The organism is Streptomyces sp. NPDC088732, from assembly GCF_044751205.1.
GTDB lineage: Bacteria > Actinomycetota > Actinomycetes > Streptomycetales > Streptomycetaceae > Actinacidiphila.
Genome location: NZ_JBIVLI010000011.1, coordinates 249,643 through 264,951, shown reverse-complemented (window position 1 = coordinate 264,951; position 15,309 = coordinate 249,643). Strand labels below are relative to the sequence as shown.

Sequence of the window (15,309 nt, the reverse complement as noted above, 5' to 3'; positions counted from 1 at the left end):
CCGTCCTCCGCACGGCTCCGCAGCACGACCTGGACCTGAATGCCCTCCGACGACTCCGCCAGCTCCTCCCGCTCCCGCCGCCTCCTGGGCCGCGGTCCCGGCACGGCTCCGCCGCCCCCGGACGCGGAGCCGCCGGCGCCCGTGGCCCCGGCGGCCCCCGGCGCCGCCGACGCGGACGGCCCGGCCCCCCTCGCGCCGGCCGCCGAGCCTCCCGCGGAGCCGTCCCTCGTCCTCCCGGCCCCCGCCGAGGCCCCTGAGGCCGTCCCTGAGGCCCCCGCCGCCGTCCCCGCGCCCGTCGCGCCCGCCGCCGTCCCGGAAGCCCTCCACGAGGCTCCGGACGCCCCCGAGGGCGCGCCCGCGGCCGCGGGGGAGGGGGACGGGAAGTTCACCGTGCGGCTGGCGAACTTCGAGGGCCCCTTCGACCTGCTGCTCCAGCTGATCTCGAAGCACAAGCTGGACGTGACCGAGGTCGCGCTGTCGAAGGTCACGGACGAGTTCATGGCGCACATCCGCGCCATGGGGCCGGACTGGGACCTGGACCAGACCACGGAGTTCCTGGTGGTCGCCGCGACGCTGCTGGACCTCAAGGCGGCGCGATTGCTGCCCGCCGCGGAGGTCGAGGACGAGGAGGACCTGGCGCTGCTGGAGGCGCGGGACCTGCTGTTCGCGCGGCTGCTCCAGTACCGCGCGTACAAGCAGATCGCCGCGATCTTCGCGGACCGCCTGGAGGCGGAGGCGCTGTACTACCCCCGGACCGTGGGACTGGAGCCGCACCACGCGGAACTGCTCCCCGAGGTGGTGCTGAGCATCGGCCCGGAGCGCTTCGCGCAGCTCGCCGTCAAGGCGATGCAGCCCAAGCCGAAGCCGCAGGTGTACGTGGACCACATCCACGCGCCGCTGGTGAGCGTCCGGGAGCAGGCCGAGCACGTGATCGCCGTGCTGCGCGAACGCGGGGAGGCCAGTTTCCGCGAGCTGACCTTCGACGCGCCGGACACGCTGACGGTCGTCGCCCGCTTCCTGGCGCTGCTGGAGCTGTACCGCGAGAAGGCGGTCGCACTGGACCAGGAAGAGGCCCTGGGGGAACTCCAGGTCCGCTGGACGGGCGGCGAGAGCGCGCCGGAGCAGCCGCTCGTCACCGACGAATTCGACCAGGACCCCGCGGCGAGGAAGGACGGGAAGGATGACTGACGGATCCGCGGAGGGGACCGCCCCCGGGGAGCGCGCCGGGGAGCCGCCCGCCGCGCTGCTCACGACGGCCGACCTGGAGCTGCGCCCCGCGCTGGAGGCGGTCCTGATGGTCGTGGACGAGCCGGCGACCGAGGAGGCCCTGGCCAAGGTGCTGGACCGCCCGCGCCGCGAGGTCGCCGCCGCGCTGCGCGAGCTGGCCGGGGAGTACACCGCCCAGAACCGCGGCTTCGACCTGCGGCTCGTCGCCGGCGGCTGGCGTTTCTACACCCGGCCCGCCTTCGCGCCGGCCGTGGAGAAGTTCGTCCTGGACGGCCAGCAGGCCCGGCTGACGCAGGCCGCGCTGGAGACCCTGGCGGTCGTCGCCTACCGCCAGCCGGTGTCCCGTTCGCGGGTCTCGGCGGTGCGCGGCGTCAACTGCGACGGTGTGATGCGCACCCTGCTGCAGCGGGGTCTGGTCGAAGAGTGTGGGACGGAACCCGAGACAGGTGCGATCCTGTACAGGACGACGAACTACTTCCTGGAGCGAATGGGCCTGCGCGGCCTGGACGAGTTGCCCGAGCTCGCGCCCTTCCTCCCGGAGGCGGACGCCGTCGAGGCGGACTCCCTGGAGGGCGTCCCCTCATTCGACCCGGACTCGACGACGGAAACTTGATGCGAAGCAGTAGCGGCAGCGGCAGGAACAGCGGTGGCAACCGGAACGACCGGGGCGCCGGTGGTGGTACGCCCGGGTCGAGGTCCGGCGGTGAGCGCGACGACCAGCAGAAGCGCCCGCGCCGGCCCCGTCCCGAGGAGCGCCGCTACGACGTCGGCGGCGGTGCCCCCGGCGAGCCCGGGAAGGGCAGGGGCGGCGCCGGCCGGCCCGGCGGCGCCTCCGGCAAGCCGCGCAAGTCCGTCCCGGCGCGTCCGCGGGAGCTGGACGCGCAGATCGAGGAGCGCAACCGGGCGCGGCACGACAAGCCCAAGCTGAACCTGCCCAAGACCTTCCCCGGCGCCGAGCAGGAGGGCGAGCGGCTGCAGAAGGTGCTGGCCCGGGCGGGCATGGGTTCGCGCCGTGCGTGCGAGGAGCTGATCGAGCAGCGCCGGGTCGAGGTCAACGGCACGATCGTCACCGAGCAGGGCCTGCGCGTCGACCCGGACCGGGACGAGGTGCGCGTCGACGGGCTGACCGTGGCCACGCAGTCGTACCTGTTCTTCGCCCTGAACAAGCCGGCCGGCGTCGTCTCCACGATGGAGGACCCCGACGGCCGCCAGTGCCTCGGCGACTACGTCACCAACCGGGAGACCCGGCTCTTCCACGTCGGACGGCTGGACACCGAGACCGAGGGCATCATCCTGCTCACCAACCACGGCGAGTTGGCCCACCGCCTCACCCACCCCCGCTACGGCGTGCAGAAGACCTACCTCGCCGCGATCAACGGGGTGCTGCCGCGCGACATCGGCAAGCAGCTGAAGAGCGGCATCGAGCTGGAGGACGGCTGGGCGCGCGCCGACAACTTCCGGGTCGTCCAGCAGACCGGCAAGAACTACCTCGTCGAGGTGACCCTGCACGAGGGCCGCAAGCACATTGTGCGCCGCATGCTGGCCGAGGCCGGCTTCCCGGTGGACAAGCTGGTGCGCACCAGCTTCGGCCCGATCGCGCTCGGCGACCAGAAGTCCGGCTGGCTGCGGCGGCTGACCAACACCGAGGTCGGCATGCTCATGCGCGAGGTCGACCTCTGATCCCGGAGCCCGGCCGCGGGTGCGCGGGAGACCGGCAGATCTTCTGATCGACTTCTCATCCCATAAAGACTTTCCCGCAGGCCCCACCTGCGGGAAGGATGGGGCGATGACCATCCACGCCGAGCGGCTGCGCGAAGCCGGGCTCCCCGAACTCACCCCGGTACTCGCCCGGCAGGGGCACCGGCTGCTGTTCGCCACCGTCTCGGGGGCGCACCTGTACGGCTTCCCCTCCGACGACTCGGACGTGGACGTGCGCGGCGTCCACCTCCTGCCGCTGCCCGAACTCATAGGGCTGCGGGAGGGGGAGGAGACCCAGACCCGGATGTGGGAGCAGGACGGTCTCGAACTCGACCTGGTCACCCACGACCTGCTGAAGTTCGCGCGCCTGATGCTGCGCCGCAACGGCTATGTGCTGGAGCAGCTGCTGTCCCCGCTGGTGGTGCACACCAGCGGGGTCCACGCCCAGCTGGTCGACCTCGCGCCCGGCGTCGTCACGCACCGGCACGCGCACCACTACCGCGGCTTCGGCCGCACCCAGTGGGAGCTGTACGAGAAGACCGGCGAACTCAAGCCGCTGCTCTACACGTTCCGCGTCCTGCTGACCGGCATCCACCTCATGCGCACCGGCACCGTCGAGGCCCATCTGCCGACCCTGCTGGAGCTCCAGGCCGCACCGGGATACGTCCGCGACCTCATCCGGGACAAGGCGCACGCCGAGCACGGCCTGGCCATGGACCTCGACCCGCGCCGCGCGCGCGCCGACGTCGAGGCGCTCCAGGCGGCCCTGGACGAGGCCGAGCAGGCCTCCCGGCTGCCCGCGGAGCCGACCGCGTACGACGCGCTGCACGACCTGGTGGTCCGCACCCGGCTGGCGGCGGCGTGAGGCGGCCGGCCGCCGGCGCGATGGCCGGTCTCGCCATCGGCGACGCGCTCGGCTTCCCGACCGAGTTCAATGACGTCCCCTCGATCCTCGCCAAGTGCGGCCCGTGGCGTGCCATGGAGCTGCCCCGCCCGGCCTTCGTCACCGACGACACGCAGATGACGCTCGCCTTCGGGCGCGGCCTGCGCACCGCCGTGGACCGCGGCCCGCTCACACCGTCCCGGCTCGCGCGGCCGGTGCGGGAGGAGTACGTCGACTGGTACCACTCGCCCGACAACAACCGCGCCCCCGGCCGCACCTGCCTGATCGCCTGCGAGAAGCTGAACCACCCGGACCTGCGCTGGCAGGAGGCCAGCCAGACCGGCTCCAAGGGCTGCGGGGCCAACATGCGCGTCGCCCCCGCGGGCCTCGTCCCCGGGCTGAGGCCCGGCGACCGGGCCGGCGTCGCGCAGTTGCAGGCCGCGCTGACCCACGGACACCCCACGGCCCTGGCGGCGAGCGACCTGACCGCGTACGCCGTGCACGTCCTCGCGCAGGGCGCGGCGCCCGCCGAACTGCCCGCTCGCTTGCGGGCGTACGCGCACGAGAACCGCGGGACCTACCACGAGTGGTGGCTCGGCGACCTGTGGCGGTTCGCGCACGACCACAGCCCCGACGACTTCGTCCGCCGCGGCTGGGACGAGTGTCTGGGAGTCCTGGACCGCCTGGACGCGGCGCTCGCCGCGCCCGACCCGGAGGCGGACCCGTGCCTGGCCACCGGGGCGGGCTGGATCGCCGAGGAGGCGCTGGCGACCGGGCTGCTGTGCTTCCTGCTCTTCCCGGACGAGCCGCTGACGGCGGTGCGCCGGGCCGCGTGCACCTCCGGGGACTCCGACTCGATCGCCTGCCTCACGGGGGCGTTCGCGGGCGCCCACCTCGGCCTGGCGGCGTGGCCCGGGGAGTGGGTGGCGCGGATCGAGTACCGCGAGGAGCTACTGGCCCTCGGCGACCTCTGGGACGGCGGCTGACGCCCGGCGGACGCGCACGAGGAAGTCCTCGACGCGCGCGCGGTCGGGTTCGGCCGGGAGCGGGGAGCGCGCCGCGGCGGCCGCCGCCTCCTCGTGGAGCCGGTTCATCCAGGCCTCGGCCTCCGGCCAGGGGACCTCGCCGCGCTTGACGTCCAGCAGGCGGTCCCGCAAGTCACCGACGTCGACGCGCAGTTCACCGGTGCGCAGCAGGTCGCGCGCGGAGACCAGCAGGCGCAGCAGATGCATCACGTGCTTCCAGCGCGGAGCGCCGTGGTTGCGCAGATCCCCTTCGAGCTTCGCGCGCTGGCCCATGGCATAGCGGGTGAAGGTCTCGTGGACCTGCCGGGAGAGGAAGGCGCCGCGCAGCTCCAGCAGTTCCCGGCCGGTCGCGTCGGCGTGCTCGACGAGCGGGGAGTGCAGGCACTCCAGGATGTTGGGGTTGGCGCGCAGGGCCAGTTCGCAGAAGCGCTCCAGCTCCCAGGAGAACTGCTCCGGCGCGGGGCCGTCCACGTGCGTCGGGGGCTTGGCGAAGCGCCAGAACAGCGCGGTGGGCGCGACGAAGACCCCTCGGCGGTCGGTGTCGCTGCCGTCGGTGGCGAGGCCGAAGGCCCGCGAGCCCATGACGCAGGCGTAGACGGTGTGGTGGCGTACGAGGTCGTGGTCGCGCATGGGGCGCGATCGTACGCGTCAGGCGAGCCGGACCTCACCGGATTTCACGGTGACCGGCCGCGGGTCGAGCGGCCGGGGTGCGGGCCCGGCGGCCACCGACGCGTCGGCGACCTTGAACTTGCTGCCGTGGCAGGGGCAGTTGATCGTGCCGCCCGAGACGTCCTTCACCACGCAGCCCTGGTGCGTGCAGACGGCGGAGAACGCCCTGAACTCGCCGGCGGCCGGCTGCGTCACCACGATCCTCCGGTCGGCGAGGACCGTGCCGCCGCCGACCGGAACCGCGTCGGCCCGCACCAGGACCTCGCCCGCGCCCGCGCCCGCGGCCGGCGGCGACCCGGCGGCACCGGCCGGCGGGTTCTCGTCGCCGTACTTGGCGCACCCCGCGAGCGCCGCCAGGGACAGCAGCAGCGCACGCCGCCTCATGTCGTGATCCCGTTGGTGCGGAAGAACCACAGGGCAGAGGTCAGCCAGAGCACGGTCAGCACGGTGAAGACCAGCCCGCCGACGACCGGGAGCAGCCACCCCGGCAGCCGTTCGGCGCGCAGCAGCAGCATCTTGGCGCTGAAGGCGCCGAAGAAGAAGCAGCCCAGCAGCGAGTGCCACAGCACCCGGGGGCTGTAGGTCTGGTAGCCCAGCGCGTACAGGCAGTGCACCGCGACCGGCACCGACAGCAGGAAGGCGATCCGCCCCGACCAGCGGTGCAGCGCCCCGGTCCAGGACGGCGCGCGCAGCCCCGGCACCTTGCCGTACATCGCCAGTGCGGAGACCAGCTGGACGAGGGCGAAGGCGAAGGCCGAGGTGGCGAGCCACGACTTGACCGCGCCCGTGCCGGAGAAGCCCGCGAGGTTGAAGGCGGTGCCCGCGGGGTCGTGCAGCCTGCCGTACGCGCCCAGCCCGACCCCCACCGCGGCGGCGGTGAGGGCGGGCACGAGGTACACGGCGGCGGCGCGCAGACCGCCGCCGCGCGGCGGCGGCACCGGGAAGGACGTGGTGGCGGCGTTCGGGTCCACGCTCATGGGGCGCTCCTGCTCCTGCCTGCGGGACGAACACGTGGGGACGGACGGCACGTGGGGACGGTCGGACGGTCAGGGGATGGGCAGTGCGGTGAGCCGTTCGCCGTCGACGGTCACCGCGCCGGACCCGGTGTCGATCGGAGGCGCGGCGGACGGCTCGCCGTCGCGCGAGACGATCCCGACCTGCGCGCCCCCCTGGAGCACGATCCAGCCGCCGACGACCCTGGCGCCGCGCACCGAGGCCGTCGTCCGGTACAGGCCGGACGGCTTGACCGCCTTGCGCGCCTGGAAGGGCTGCCGCAGGCCGGTCAGCTCGACGTCGCCGCTGATGGTGGTGGAGCGCAGGGTGGCCTCCAGACGGGCGCCGTGGTCGCCGGTGAGCCGCAGGGTGCCGTCGTCCCGGACGTCGCCGCGCAGCCACGCCTCCTTGGTGCGGCCGTCGCAGACGTAGGCGATCGCCTTGCCCTTGCGCAGGGCGACGGCGACGCTCGCCGCGCCGTCGGCGGTGCGGCCGGCGTAGTCGGCGTCGGGCGGGGCGCCGCGGGTCGAGGGGGCCTGCGAGGGCGGCGCCGTCGGGGGCGACGACGGCGAGGGCGCGGAAGACGCCGAAGACGCCGAGGAGGGGGCGGGTGCCGAGGAGGGGGCGGGTGCCGAGGAGGCCACGTCCCCCGTGGTGGCGTTGAGCGACAGCATGATCAGCGCCAGGGCCAGCCCGGCGAGGAGCGTGTAGAGCGGTCCGGAACGCTGCATGTCCGCCTCCCCCGAGGCCGTGCGGCCCGGGCACCATGGAAGCGGAATCCCCGCCCCGCGTCCAGGGCGTATTCGGACATAACGGCGCCTACGACCACACCGCGAGCGCCACCGCCCGGCCGTCACCGTCCCGGCGCACCTCCAGCATCCCGGCCACCGCGCTGCGGTTGATGCGCCCGTACACGTGCGGGAAGCGGGTCTCCGGCGGGACGCCGGGCGGCGGCGCCGGTTCGGCCTCCTCCCACAGCACGCGGGCCTCCAGCGCCCGCTCGTCGATCAGCAGCACCATCAGCGGGCCCGGCGTGCGCCGGTAGAAGGCGTCGGCGACCGCGAGGGTCACGTCCTCGTCGGGCGAGCAGTGGACGAAGCCGTCCTCGGCGAGCGACGAGGGGGCGTACGGCCGGTCCGGGTCGCGCAGCCAGTCGTCCAGGGGAACGAGGTGGTAGATCATGCCCAAGTTGTACCGCGCCCGTCTCGCGGGACGGGCGTGTCCGCCGCGTCCGGGCCGCCGCGACTACGCTGACCAGGTACGTGCGGGGCGAGGACACAGGGAGCAGGGACGTGGCGGTACGAGCGGTCCGCGGAGCCGTGCAGTTGGAGCGGGACGACGCGGAGCACATGCACGGACAGGTGGCGGAACTGCTCACCGCGATCCTGGAACGCAACGCCATCGCGGTGGACGACCTGATCAGTGTCTGGTTCACGGCCACGCCCGATCTGCACAGCGACTTCCCGGCGGTCGCCGCGCGCAAGCTCGGCATCACCGACGTACCGCTGATCTGCTCGCAGGAGCTCGACATCACCGGCGCGATGCCCCGGGTGGTCCGGATCCTCGCGCACGTCGAGAGCGATCTCACCAAGGGCGAGATCTCCCATGTCTACCTCGGCGCCGCCGCCGCCCTGCGCAAGGACATCGCCCAGTGAGGACCGCCCTCGTCATCGGCACCGGCCTCATCGGCACCTCCGCCGCGCTCGCGCTGGCCGCGCGCGGCGTGGAGGTGCACCTGGAGGACCACGACCCGCGTGCCGCCCGTACCGCCGCCGCCCTCGGGGCGGGCACCGACGAGCCGCCCGCCGGCCCGGTCGACCTGGCGATCGTGGCCGTGCCGCCGGCCCATGTGGCCACGACCGTGGCCGAGGCGCAGCGCCGCCGCCTGGCCCGCGGCTACCTGGACGTCGCCAGCGTCAAGGCCGGGCCGCGCCGCGACCTGGAGGCCCTCGGCTGCGACCTGGCCTCGTACATCGGCACCCACCCGATGTCCGGGCGGGAGCGCTCCGGCCCGCTGGCCGCCACCGCGGACCTCTTCGAGGGCCGCCCCTGGGTGCTCACCCCGACCCCGCGGACCGACACCGAGGTCCTGAACCTGGCCCTGGAGCTGGTCGCGCTCTGCCGCGCCGTGCCGGTGGTCATGGACGCCGAGGCGCACGACCGCGCCGTCGCGCTCGTCTCGCACACCCCGCACCTGGTGTCCAACATGGTCGCCGCGCGTCTGCAGAACGCCGAGGACAGCGCGGTGCGGCTGTGCGGCCAGGGCATCCGCGACGTCACCCGCATCGCCGGCTCCGAGCCCGGCATGTGGATCGACATCCTCTCGGCCAACCCGGGGCCGGTCGCCGACGTCCTCGCCGAGATCGCCGCCGACCTGACCGACACCGTGGAGTCGCTGCGGGCGCTGCAGTCCGCCGACGACGCCAAGCGCCGGGCCGGCGCGGGCGGCATCGAGGACCTGCTGCGCCGCGGCAACGCGGGCCAGGCCAAGGTGCCCGGCAAGCACGGCTCCGCGCCCAAGGCCTACGAGGTCGTCGCCGTGCTCATCGGCGACCAGCCGGGCGAGCTGGCCCGTCTCTTCGCCGACGCCGGGCACGCGGGCGTCAACATCGAGGACGTCCGCATCGAGCACTCCACCGGCCAGCAGGCCGGCCTCGTCCAGCTCATGGTCGAGCCCGCTGCCGCGGCCCGGCTGTCCGCCGCCCTGCGCGAGAAGGGGTGGAATCTGCGGGCCTGAGCCCGGGCCCCGCGCGGGTTCCCCATGGCGGGGCGGCAAACGTGGTACGGAGCCGAATGGGTGGCCCGGTAACCTTGTGGGGATGGCGTTCGCCAGCAGCACAAGGCTCCGCGTACAAGGAAGGTCCCCCGACTGTGTCGAATCCGGTGATCGTCGCGATCGACGGCCCCTCGGGCACTGGCAAGTCCAGCACTTCGAAGGCGGTCGCGGCCCGGCTCGGGCTGAGCTACCTCGACACCGGTGCCCAGTACCGGGCGATGACCTGGTGGATGCTGAGCAACGGCGTGGACGTCGGCGACTCCGCCGCGGTGGCCACGGCCGCCGAGAAGCCGGTGATCATCTCCGGTACGGATCCGTCCGGGCCGACGATCACGGTGGACGGCGCGGACGCCTCAGGCCCGATCCGCACCCAGGAGGTCACCGGCGCGGTGAGCGCCGTGAGCGCGGTGCCGGAGGTGCGCACGCGGCTGGTGGAGCTCCAGCGCTCGGCGGCCTCGGGCGCATCGGCCGGCATCGTCGTCGAGGGCCGGGACATCGGCACCACGGTGCTGCCGGACGCCACCCTCAAGGTCTTCCTCACCGCGTCGCCTGAGGCCCGCGCCGCCCGCCGCGGCGGCGAGCTGACGGCCGCCGGCAACGGCGTGGTGGACCTCGCGGCCACCCAGGCCGCCCTCGTCCGCCGGGACGCGGCCGACTCCGGCCGCAAGACCTCCCCGCTGGCGAAGGCGGAGGACGCCGTCGAGGTCGACACCAGCGACCTCACCCTCGACCAGGTGATCGACCGCATCGTCGCCCTGATCGGGGAGAAGCGGGACGCTTCGTGACCGGCGCGTCCAGGGTTCCGGGACCGAAGGGGGTGGCCGTAGGCCGCCGCCTCGGCATCGGGATCATCAACGGCCTGTGGCACCCCCGGGTGCTCGGCGCCTGGCAGGTGCCCGCCTCGGGCCCGGTGATCCTCGCGGTGAACCACGCGCACTACGTGGACGGCCCGGTGCTCATGGGGACCTCCCCGCGCCCGGTGCACTTCCTGATCAAGAAGGAGGCGTTCATCGGTCCGCTGGACCCGTTCCTGCGCGGAATCGGCCAGCTCCCGGTGGACCGGCACAGCACCGACCGCACCGCTGTGACAACCGCTCTGGGCGTGCTGGAGCGCGGCGGGGTGCTCGGCATCTTCCCGGAGGGCACCCGGGGCGAGGGCGACTTCGCGGAGCTGCGCGCGGGCCTGGCCTACTTCGCGGTGCGCTCCGGCGCGCCCATAGTGCCGGTCGCGGTGCTCGGCACGACCCGGCCGGGTCGGCTGATCCGCGGCCTGCCGCCGTTCCGCGGCAAGGTGGACATCGTCTTCGGCGAGCCCTTCGAGGCCGGGGACGGCAGCGGACGCCGCACCCGGACCGCGCTCGACGCGGCCACGGAGCGCATCCAGAAGCACCTGACCGCCCATCTGGACCACGCCCGGCGCAGCACGGGCCGCGTGTCGTAGCGCCGGCCTGATCCACACTGGGGCAGACGGCCCCTGCCGGGCCCCGCACATTTGACGATCGACGGAGAAGCTTTCATGGACATCGAGAACGAGTACGGCGAAGTCGGCGCGCTCGGCGACGCCGAGTACGCCGAGTTCATGGAACTCGCCGCCGAGGAGGGCTTCGACCTCGAGGACGTCGCCGGTGACCTGGCGGCGGCGGGCCACGGCCCGCTGCCGGTGCTCGCCGTCGTCGGCCGGCCGAATGTCGGCAAGTCGACCCTGGTGAACCGGATCATCGGCCGCCGCGAGGCGGTCGTCGAGGACCGGCCCGGCGTCACCCGCGACCGCGTCACCTACGAGGCCACCTGGAACGGGCGCCGTTTCAAGGTCGTCGACACCGGCGGCTGGGAGCAGGACGTGCTCGGCATCGACGCGTCCGTCGCGGCGCAGGCCGAGTTCGCGATCGAGGCCGCCGACGCGGTGGTCTTCGTCGTGGACTCCACGGTCGGCGCCACGGACACCGACGAGGCCGTCGTCAAGCTGCTGCGCCGGGCCGGCAAGCCGGTCGTGCTGTGCGCCAACAAGGTCGACGGCCCCTCCGGCGAGGCGGACGCGGCGCTGCTGTGGAACCTGGGCCTCGGCGAGCCGTTCGCGGTCTCCTCGCTGCACGGCCGCGGCACCGGCGACCTGCTGGACGCCATCCTGGAGGCGCTGCCCGAGGCCCCCATGCAGACCTTCGGCAACACGATCGGCGGCCCGCGCAGGGTCGCGCTGATCGGGCGCCCGAATGTCGGCAAGTCGTCCCTGCTCAACAAGGTGGCGGGCGAGGAGCGTGTCGTCGTCAACGAGATGGCCGGCACCACCCGCGACCCGGTCGACGAGATGATCGAGCTCGGCGGGAAGACCTGGAAGTTCGTGGACACCGCCGGTATCCGCCGCCGGGTCCACCTCCAGGAGGGCGCGGACTACTACGCCTCGCTGCGCACGGCCGCGGCCCTGGAGAAGGCCGAGGTCGCCGTCGTCCTCGTCGACGCGAGCGAGACGCTGGCCGAGCAGGACACCCGGATCATCTCGCTGGCCGTCGAGGCGGGCCGCGCCATCGTCATCGCCTACAACAAGTGGGACATGATGGACGAGGAGCGCCGCTACTACCTGGAGCGCGAGATCGAGAAGGATCTCGTCCAGGTGCAGTGGGCGCCGCGGGTGAACGTCTCCGCCCTGACCGGACGGCACATGGAGAAGCTCGTCCCCGCCATCGAGACCGCCCTCGCCGGCTGGGAGACCCGGGTCCCCACCGGCCGCCTCAACGCCTTCCTGGGCGAGCTGGTCGCCGCCCACCCCCACCCGATCCGGGGCGGCAAGCAGCCGCGCATCCTCTTCGGCACCCAGGCCGGCACCAAGCCGCCGCGGTTCGTGCTCTTCGCCTCCGGCTTCCTGGAGGCGGGCTACCGCCGCTTCGTCGAGCGGCGGCTGCGCGAGGAGTACGGCTTCGAGGGGACGCCGATCCAGGTGTCGGTGCGGGTCCGCGAGAAGCGCGGCCGCAAGAAGTGACGCCCCGCCTCGGGGGCCTGTCTCACAGGCCCCCGAGGCGGTTGTTCGGCAGGCCGGGGGGCAGCGCCGCGGGCTCCGTCAGATGGGTGCGGTGCCGCCCCGCCCGATAGGCGGCGGACGACGGCAGATGCCGCGGGCCGAAGCCGTTGAACTGCAGTTCCTCCTCACCCGTGCGGTCGCCGGGGAGGGTGCGGAACAACCTTCGGTACTCGGAGTAGAGCGCGTCGTAGATCGGCGTGCCCTCGCTCGTGGACGCCTCCTGCGCGGTGCGCATGGGGGGGATCGGGCTGCGGTACGGGGCTCGTGAGGAAGCGTCAAAGGTGTGCACGTCGTGCCAACGACCGGCAAATGTCGCGGGATGCGGTTCGTACGGATGAATTACGCATATGCACCCGCACAGGCCAAAGGCGCGTACGGACTTCCGTACGCGCCTTGACGGGGACCGGTCGGATCAGGTGCCGGAGAGGGGCATCGTTGCCGCGACGAGCACTCCGCGCCCGCACGCCCGTTCCAGTGCCTCGCGCAGCAGGTCCTCGCGGGGCTGCTGGCCGATGGTGCCGTGCGGGGCGGCGTAGACGTACACCTCGTTGGACTTGTTGACGGCCGCGCGCCAGCCCTCGCTCACCGCGAGCGGCTGATGCGCCTGCCACCACGCGCCGGCCGTGCCGGGCTGGAGGATGGCGTGCAGCTGGCCCATGGCGAGCAGCACGGACCATCCGGGCAGCGGGGCGGGAGGCGTGGTGAGGTCGCCGACCGGCACAAAGCCCTGCTCCATCAGAATCGGCAGGAAATCATCGCCGAAGCCGCCGGGGCTGTTCTCGCCCGGCCGGGCGATCGGGCCGGTGGGCTCGATGACCAGGGCCGGGCAGACCTGGTCCTTGATCAGGATCAGGCCGCAGGTGATGCCGAGCACCGCCTGGCGCGGCGCGGCGCCGGCCGGACCGGGCGCCTGGCTGCCGGAGATGCTCTCCACGGCGCCCTGCAGTTGCTCCTCCGAGACCGGCACGACCTGCGAGGGGATGCACGTGGCGTGCGCGAAGGCGAGCACCGCGGTCTCCTCGCCGACGAAGAGCACGGTGCTGGTGCGCTCCGTCGAGGTGTCTCCCGGCGTGCGGCAGGAGGTGCAGTCATACGTGCCCGGCGCGCTGTCGCCGGCCAGCAGGCGAGCCGCCTCCTCATCGCCGATCTCGGCTCGTACCTCGTCGCTGACGTCGAGCATGGGCGGCACGAAAGCCTCCTTGGAATGTACGGCTACAGGCTCCTTTGCCGGGCCCTGCCCGGCACACAGTGACAACGGCCGATCTGTGGCGGGAGTCACGGGTTGGTTCGCTCGCACTGCTCTTGCTGCGTGCACAGGGTGAACGGCCGTGCGGAGCCGGTCACTTCTTGTCCAACGATGGCCCCTCCCGGGCCCGGTGTGCATGTGAAAGACGTCACAGGGCGCATATTCCCTGTGTTGACATGCGCTGATAAAGCCCGATCAATCGGGTGTCCTGAATGCGGCCTTACTCCAGGTAACCGTCAACTGGCCTGCAGGAAAGGGGATTTGTTTGGCGACAGGGGGTTGCGCTGCCTAGATTTGCCCGCCGTGTGCAGAGAGCACCACCCGGGAGAGCTCGTACGGAGGGTGACGGCGGATCAGTGAACCGCCGTTCAGCGAGCGAGGGGGACGGGGCACCGCGTCCAATGCGCGGGGCCGTCGTCCGCCGGGGGCCGCACGGCATGTGCGGCGCCATGGGGGAACCCCGGGTCCGTGGAGAGGGATTCCATGGCCGTAAACGCCAAGTACCGACAGACCGCACTGCTCGCCGGCGCAGCCGCGCTGACCCCGCTGGCCCTGCTGGCCGCCGCGGGGCCCGCCAAGGCGGCCGACAGCGGGGTCTGGGACCGCATCGCACGGTGCGAGAGCGGCGGGAACTGGCACATCAACACCGGCAACGGGTACTACGGAGGACTTCAGTTCTCGGCCGGTACCTGGCGCGCCTACGGCGGCACCGCCTATGCGGCGACCGCGGCAGGAGCGAGCCGGGAGCAGCAGATAGCCGTCGCCACCAAGGTGCAGCGGTCGCAGGGCTGGGGAGCCTGGCCGACCTGCTCCGCACGTGCGGGGGCGTACGGCAGCGCGCCGGGCGGCGGTTCGGCCCCGGCGGCCCGCAAGGCGCCGAAGGCATCCAAGCCGGCCAAGCCGTCCAACGCGGCCAAGGCCCCCGCGGCGTCGGGGCACTCCACCCCGCGGCACAGCGACCGCGGGCACCAGCGGGTCGAGGGGCACGGCAACTACCGTGTCCGGCCCGGTGACACGCTCAGCCGCATCGCGGCCGACCACGGCACCAGCTGGAAGAAGCTGTACGCGGTCAACGCGTCCGTGATCGGCGCCGATCCGAACCTGATCCACCCCGGTCAGCGGCTCTCCGTCTGAGGCCGCGGAACCCGTCCGCACCGCGCCCGCCCGGTCGTGCTCCGACCGGGTGGGCGTCGTGCCCCCCGGGCGCGGCGGACGGCGGCCTCCACCGCGCGGTGCCTAGCGTGCCCCCATGTCCCCCACGTCCCCTCGCCGTCGCGCTGCCGTATTCGTCCTGCTCGCCCTGTGGCCCGCCCTGGTGGCCGGGCGGGCGGTCGCGGACCCGGTCGCGCACGCCCCGGTCTGGCAGGACGTGGCGCAGTGCGAGTCGGGCGGCCGCTGGGACGCCAACAGCGGCAACGGCTTCTACGGCGGCCTGCAGATCTACCAGCCCACCTGGGTCTCGTTCGGCGGACTGGACTTCGCCGACCGGGCCGACCTGGCCACCGCCGACGGGCAGATCACCGTGGCGGAGGCGATCCTGCGCGGCCAGGGCTGGCAGGCCTGGCCGACCTGCTCGCGCAAGCTGGGCCTGTACGGGCGGGCGCACGCCGTCCAGCCCGGCGACACCCTGCAGAGTGTCGCCGAGCGCTTCTCCGTCGCCGGCGGCGCCGCCGAGCTGATCCGGCTCAACGAGGCGACCGTCGCCCCCGAGCCACTGGCCCCGCTCGCCCCGGGGACGCTGATCCGCCTGCCGTAGCCGGGTGCCGGCCGACAAGTGCC

19 protein-coding genes are annotated in these 15,309 nt (G+C 73.4%); 12 read left to right on the top strand and 7 right to left on the bottom strand.

Annotated elements, in window-relative coordinates; genetic code table 11:
• Positions 1–39: 39 nt before the first annotated feature.
• The 5 genes from ACIP9H_RS20675 (at position 40) to ACIP9H_RS20655 (ending at position 4,794) form a co-directional block, all read left to right on the top strand.
• Complete coding sequence (locus ACIP9H_RS20675; RefSeq protein WP_401960083.1) at positions 40–1,188, top strand: segregation and condensation protein A; 1,149 nt, start codon at positions 40–42, stop codon at positions 1,186–1,188.
• Complete coding sequence (scpB, locus tag ACIP9H_RS20670; RefSeq protein ID WP_401589428.1) at positions 1,181–1,840, top strand: SMC-Scp complex subunit ScpB; 660 nt, start codon at positions 1,181–1,183, stop codon at positions 1,838–1,840. Before ACIP9H_RS20675 ends, scpB begins: the two co-directional genes overlap by 8 nt.
• Positions 1,840–2,907, top strand: a complete 1,068-nt coding sequence (locus ACIP9H_RS20665; RefSeq protein WP_401589425.1) for a pseudouridine synthase — start codon at positions 1,840–1,842, stop codon at positions 2,905–2,907. The genes scpB and ACIP9H_RS20665 overlap by 1 nt, the downstream gene beginning before the upstream one ends.
• Before the next feature lie 106 nt (positions 2,908–3,013).
• Positions 3,014–3,790 (top strand): DNA polymerase beta superfamily protein, encoded by a 777-nt coding sequence (locus ACIP9H_RS20660; protein WP_401589423.1) that lies wholly within the window; start codon positions 3,014–3,016, stop codon positions 3,788–3,790.
• A gap of 20 nt (positions 3,791–3,810) precedes the next feature.
• Positions 3,811–4,794, top strand: coding sequence for an ADP-ribosylglycohydrolase family protein (locus ACIP9H_RS20655; protein ID WP_401589499.1), 984 nt, complete (start codon positions 3,811–3,813; stop codon positions 4,792–4,794).
• Here the strand turns inward: ACIP9H_RS20655 and ACIP9H_RS20650 are convergent.
• The 5 genes from ACIP9H_RS20650 to ACIP9H_RS20630 form a co-directional block, all read right to left on the bottom strand.
• Complete coding sequence (locus ACIP9H_RS20650) at positions 4,759–5,463, bottom strand: DNA polymerase beta superfamily protein (protein ID WP_401589420.1); 705 nt, start codon at positions 5,461–5,463, stop codon at positions 4,759–4,761. The genes ACIP9H_RS20655 and ACIP9H_RS20650 overlap by 36 nt on opposite strands.
• A gap of 18 nt (positions 5,464–5,481) precedes the next feature.
• Positions 5,482–5,886, bottom strand: a complete 405-nt coding sequence (locus ACIP9H_RS20645) for a Rieske (2Fe-2S) protein (protein ID WP_401589419.1) — start codon at positions 5,884–5,886, stop codon at positions 5,482–5,484.
• Positions 5,883–6,479, bottom strand: coding sequence for a DUF6529 family protein (locus ACIP9H_RS20640; protein ID WP_401589417.1), 597 nt, complete (start codon positions 6,477–6,479; stop codon positions 5,883–5,885). The genes ACIP9H_RS20645 and ACIP9H_RS20640 overlap by 4 nt, the downstream gene beginning before the upstream one ends.
• Before the next feature lie 69 nt (positions 6,480–6,548).
• On the bottom strand, positions 6,549–7,226 hold the full coding sequence (locus ACIP9H_RS20635) for a hypothetical protein (RefSeq protein ID WP_401960079.1): 678 nt from the start codon (positions 7,224–7,226) through the stop codon (positions 6,549–6,551).
• A gap of 88 nt (positions 7,227–7,314) precedes the next feature.
• Positions 7,315–7,677 (bottom strand): DUF952 domain-containing protein, encoded by a 363-nt coding sequence (locus ACIP9H_RS20630; protein WP_401589412.1) that lies wholly within the window; start codon positions 7,675–7,677, stop codon positions 7,315–7,317.
• 110 nt (positions 7,678–7,787) lie between these two features.
• Here ACIP9H_RS20630 and aroH point away from each other — a divergent pair, with 110 nt between their 5' ends.
• The 5 genes from aroH to der all read left to right on the top strand — a co-directional run bounded on the left by aroH (position 7,788) and on the right by der (position 12,245).
• A complete protein-coding gene (gene aroH / locus ACIP9H_RS20625; protein WP_360906193.1) occupies positions 7,788–8,150 on the top strand; it encodes a chorismate mutase in 363 nt (120 codons plus the stop codon).
• Positions 8,147–9,232, top strand: a complete 1,086-nt coding sequence (locus tag ACIP9H_RS20620) for a prephenate dehydrogenase (RefSeq protein ID WP_401589407.1) — start codon at positions 8,147–8,149, stop codon at positions 9,230–9,232. Before aroH ends, ACIP9H_RS20620 begins: the two co-directional genes overlap by 4 nt.
• A gap of 134 nt (positions 9,233–9,366) precedes the next feature.
• Positions 9,367–10,056: a (d)CMP kinase gene (cmk, locus tag ACIP9H_RS20615; RefSeq protein WP_401960077.1), complete on the top strand. Its 690-nt coding sequence runs from the start codon at positions 9,367–9,369 to the stop codon at positions 10,054–10,056.
• Positions 10,053–10,712, top strand: a complete 660-nt coding sequence (locus tag ACIP9H_RS20610; protein ID WP_401589401.1) for a lysophospholipid acyltransferase family protein — start codon at positions 10,053–10,055, stop codon at positions 10,710–10,712. Before cmk ends, ACIP9H_RS20610 begins: the two co-directional genes overlap by 4 nt.
• A 75-nt stretch (positions 10,713–10,787) precedes the next feature.
• Positions 10,788–12,245 carry a ribosome biogenesis GTPase Der gene (der, locus tag ACIP9H_RS20605; RefSeq protein WP_401589398.1) on the top strand — a complete coding sequence of 486 codons (1,458 nt, stop codon included), beginning with the start codon at positions 10,788–10,790 and terminating at the stop codon, positions 12,243–12,245.
• Positions 12,246–12,267: 22 nt separating this feature from the next.
• Here the strand turns inward: der and ACIP9H_RS20600 are convergent, their stop codons facing one another.
• Both ACIP9H_RS20600 and ACIP9H_RS20595 read right to left on the bottom strand, forming a co-directional pair.
• On the bottom strand, positions 12,268–12,519 hold the full coding sequence (locus ACIP9H_RS20600; protein WP_360906197.1) for a hypothetical protein: 252 nt from the start codon (positions 12,517–12,519) through the stop codon (positions 12,268–12,270).
• 177 nt (positions 12,520–12,696) lie between these two features.
• Entirely contained in the window at positions 12,697–13,473 is a 777-nt protein-coding gene (locus ACIP9H_RS20595; RefSeq protein WP_401960072.1) for a hypothetical protein, read from the bottom strand.
• A 540-nt stretch (positions 13,474–14,013) separates the two neighbouring features.
• On the opposite strand from ACIP9H_RS20595, the gene ACIP9H_RS20590 reads away from it, so the two are divergent.
• Entirely contained in the window at positions 14,014–14,664 is a 651-nt protein-coding gene (locus ACIP9H_RS20590; protein ID WP_401960070.1) for a transglycosylase family protein, read from the top strand.
• Between the two features lie 115 nt (positions 14,665–14,779).
• Positions 14,780–15,286, top strand: coding sequence for a transglycosylase family protein (locus tag ACIP9H_RS20585; protein WP_401960068.1), 507 nt, complete (start codon positions 14,780–14,782; stop codon positions 15,284–15,286).
• Positions 15,287–15,309 lie beyond the last annotated feature (23 nt).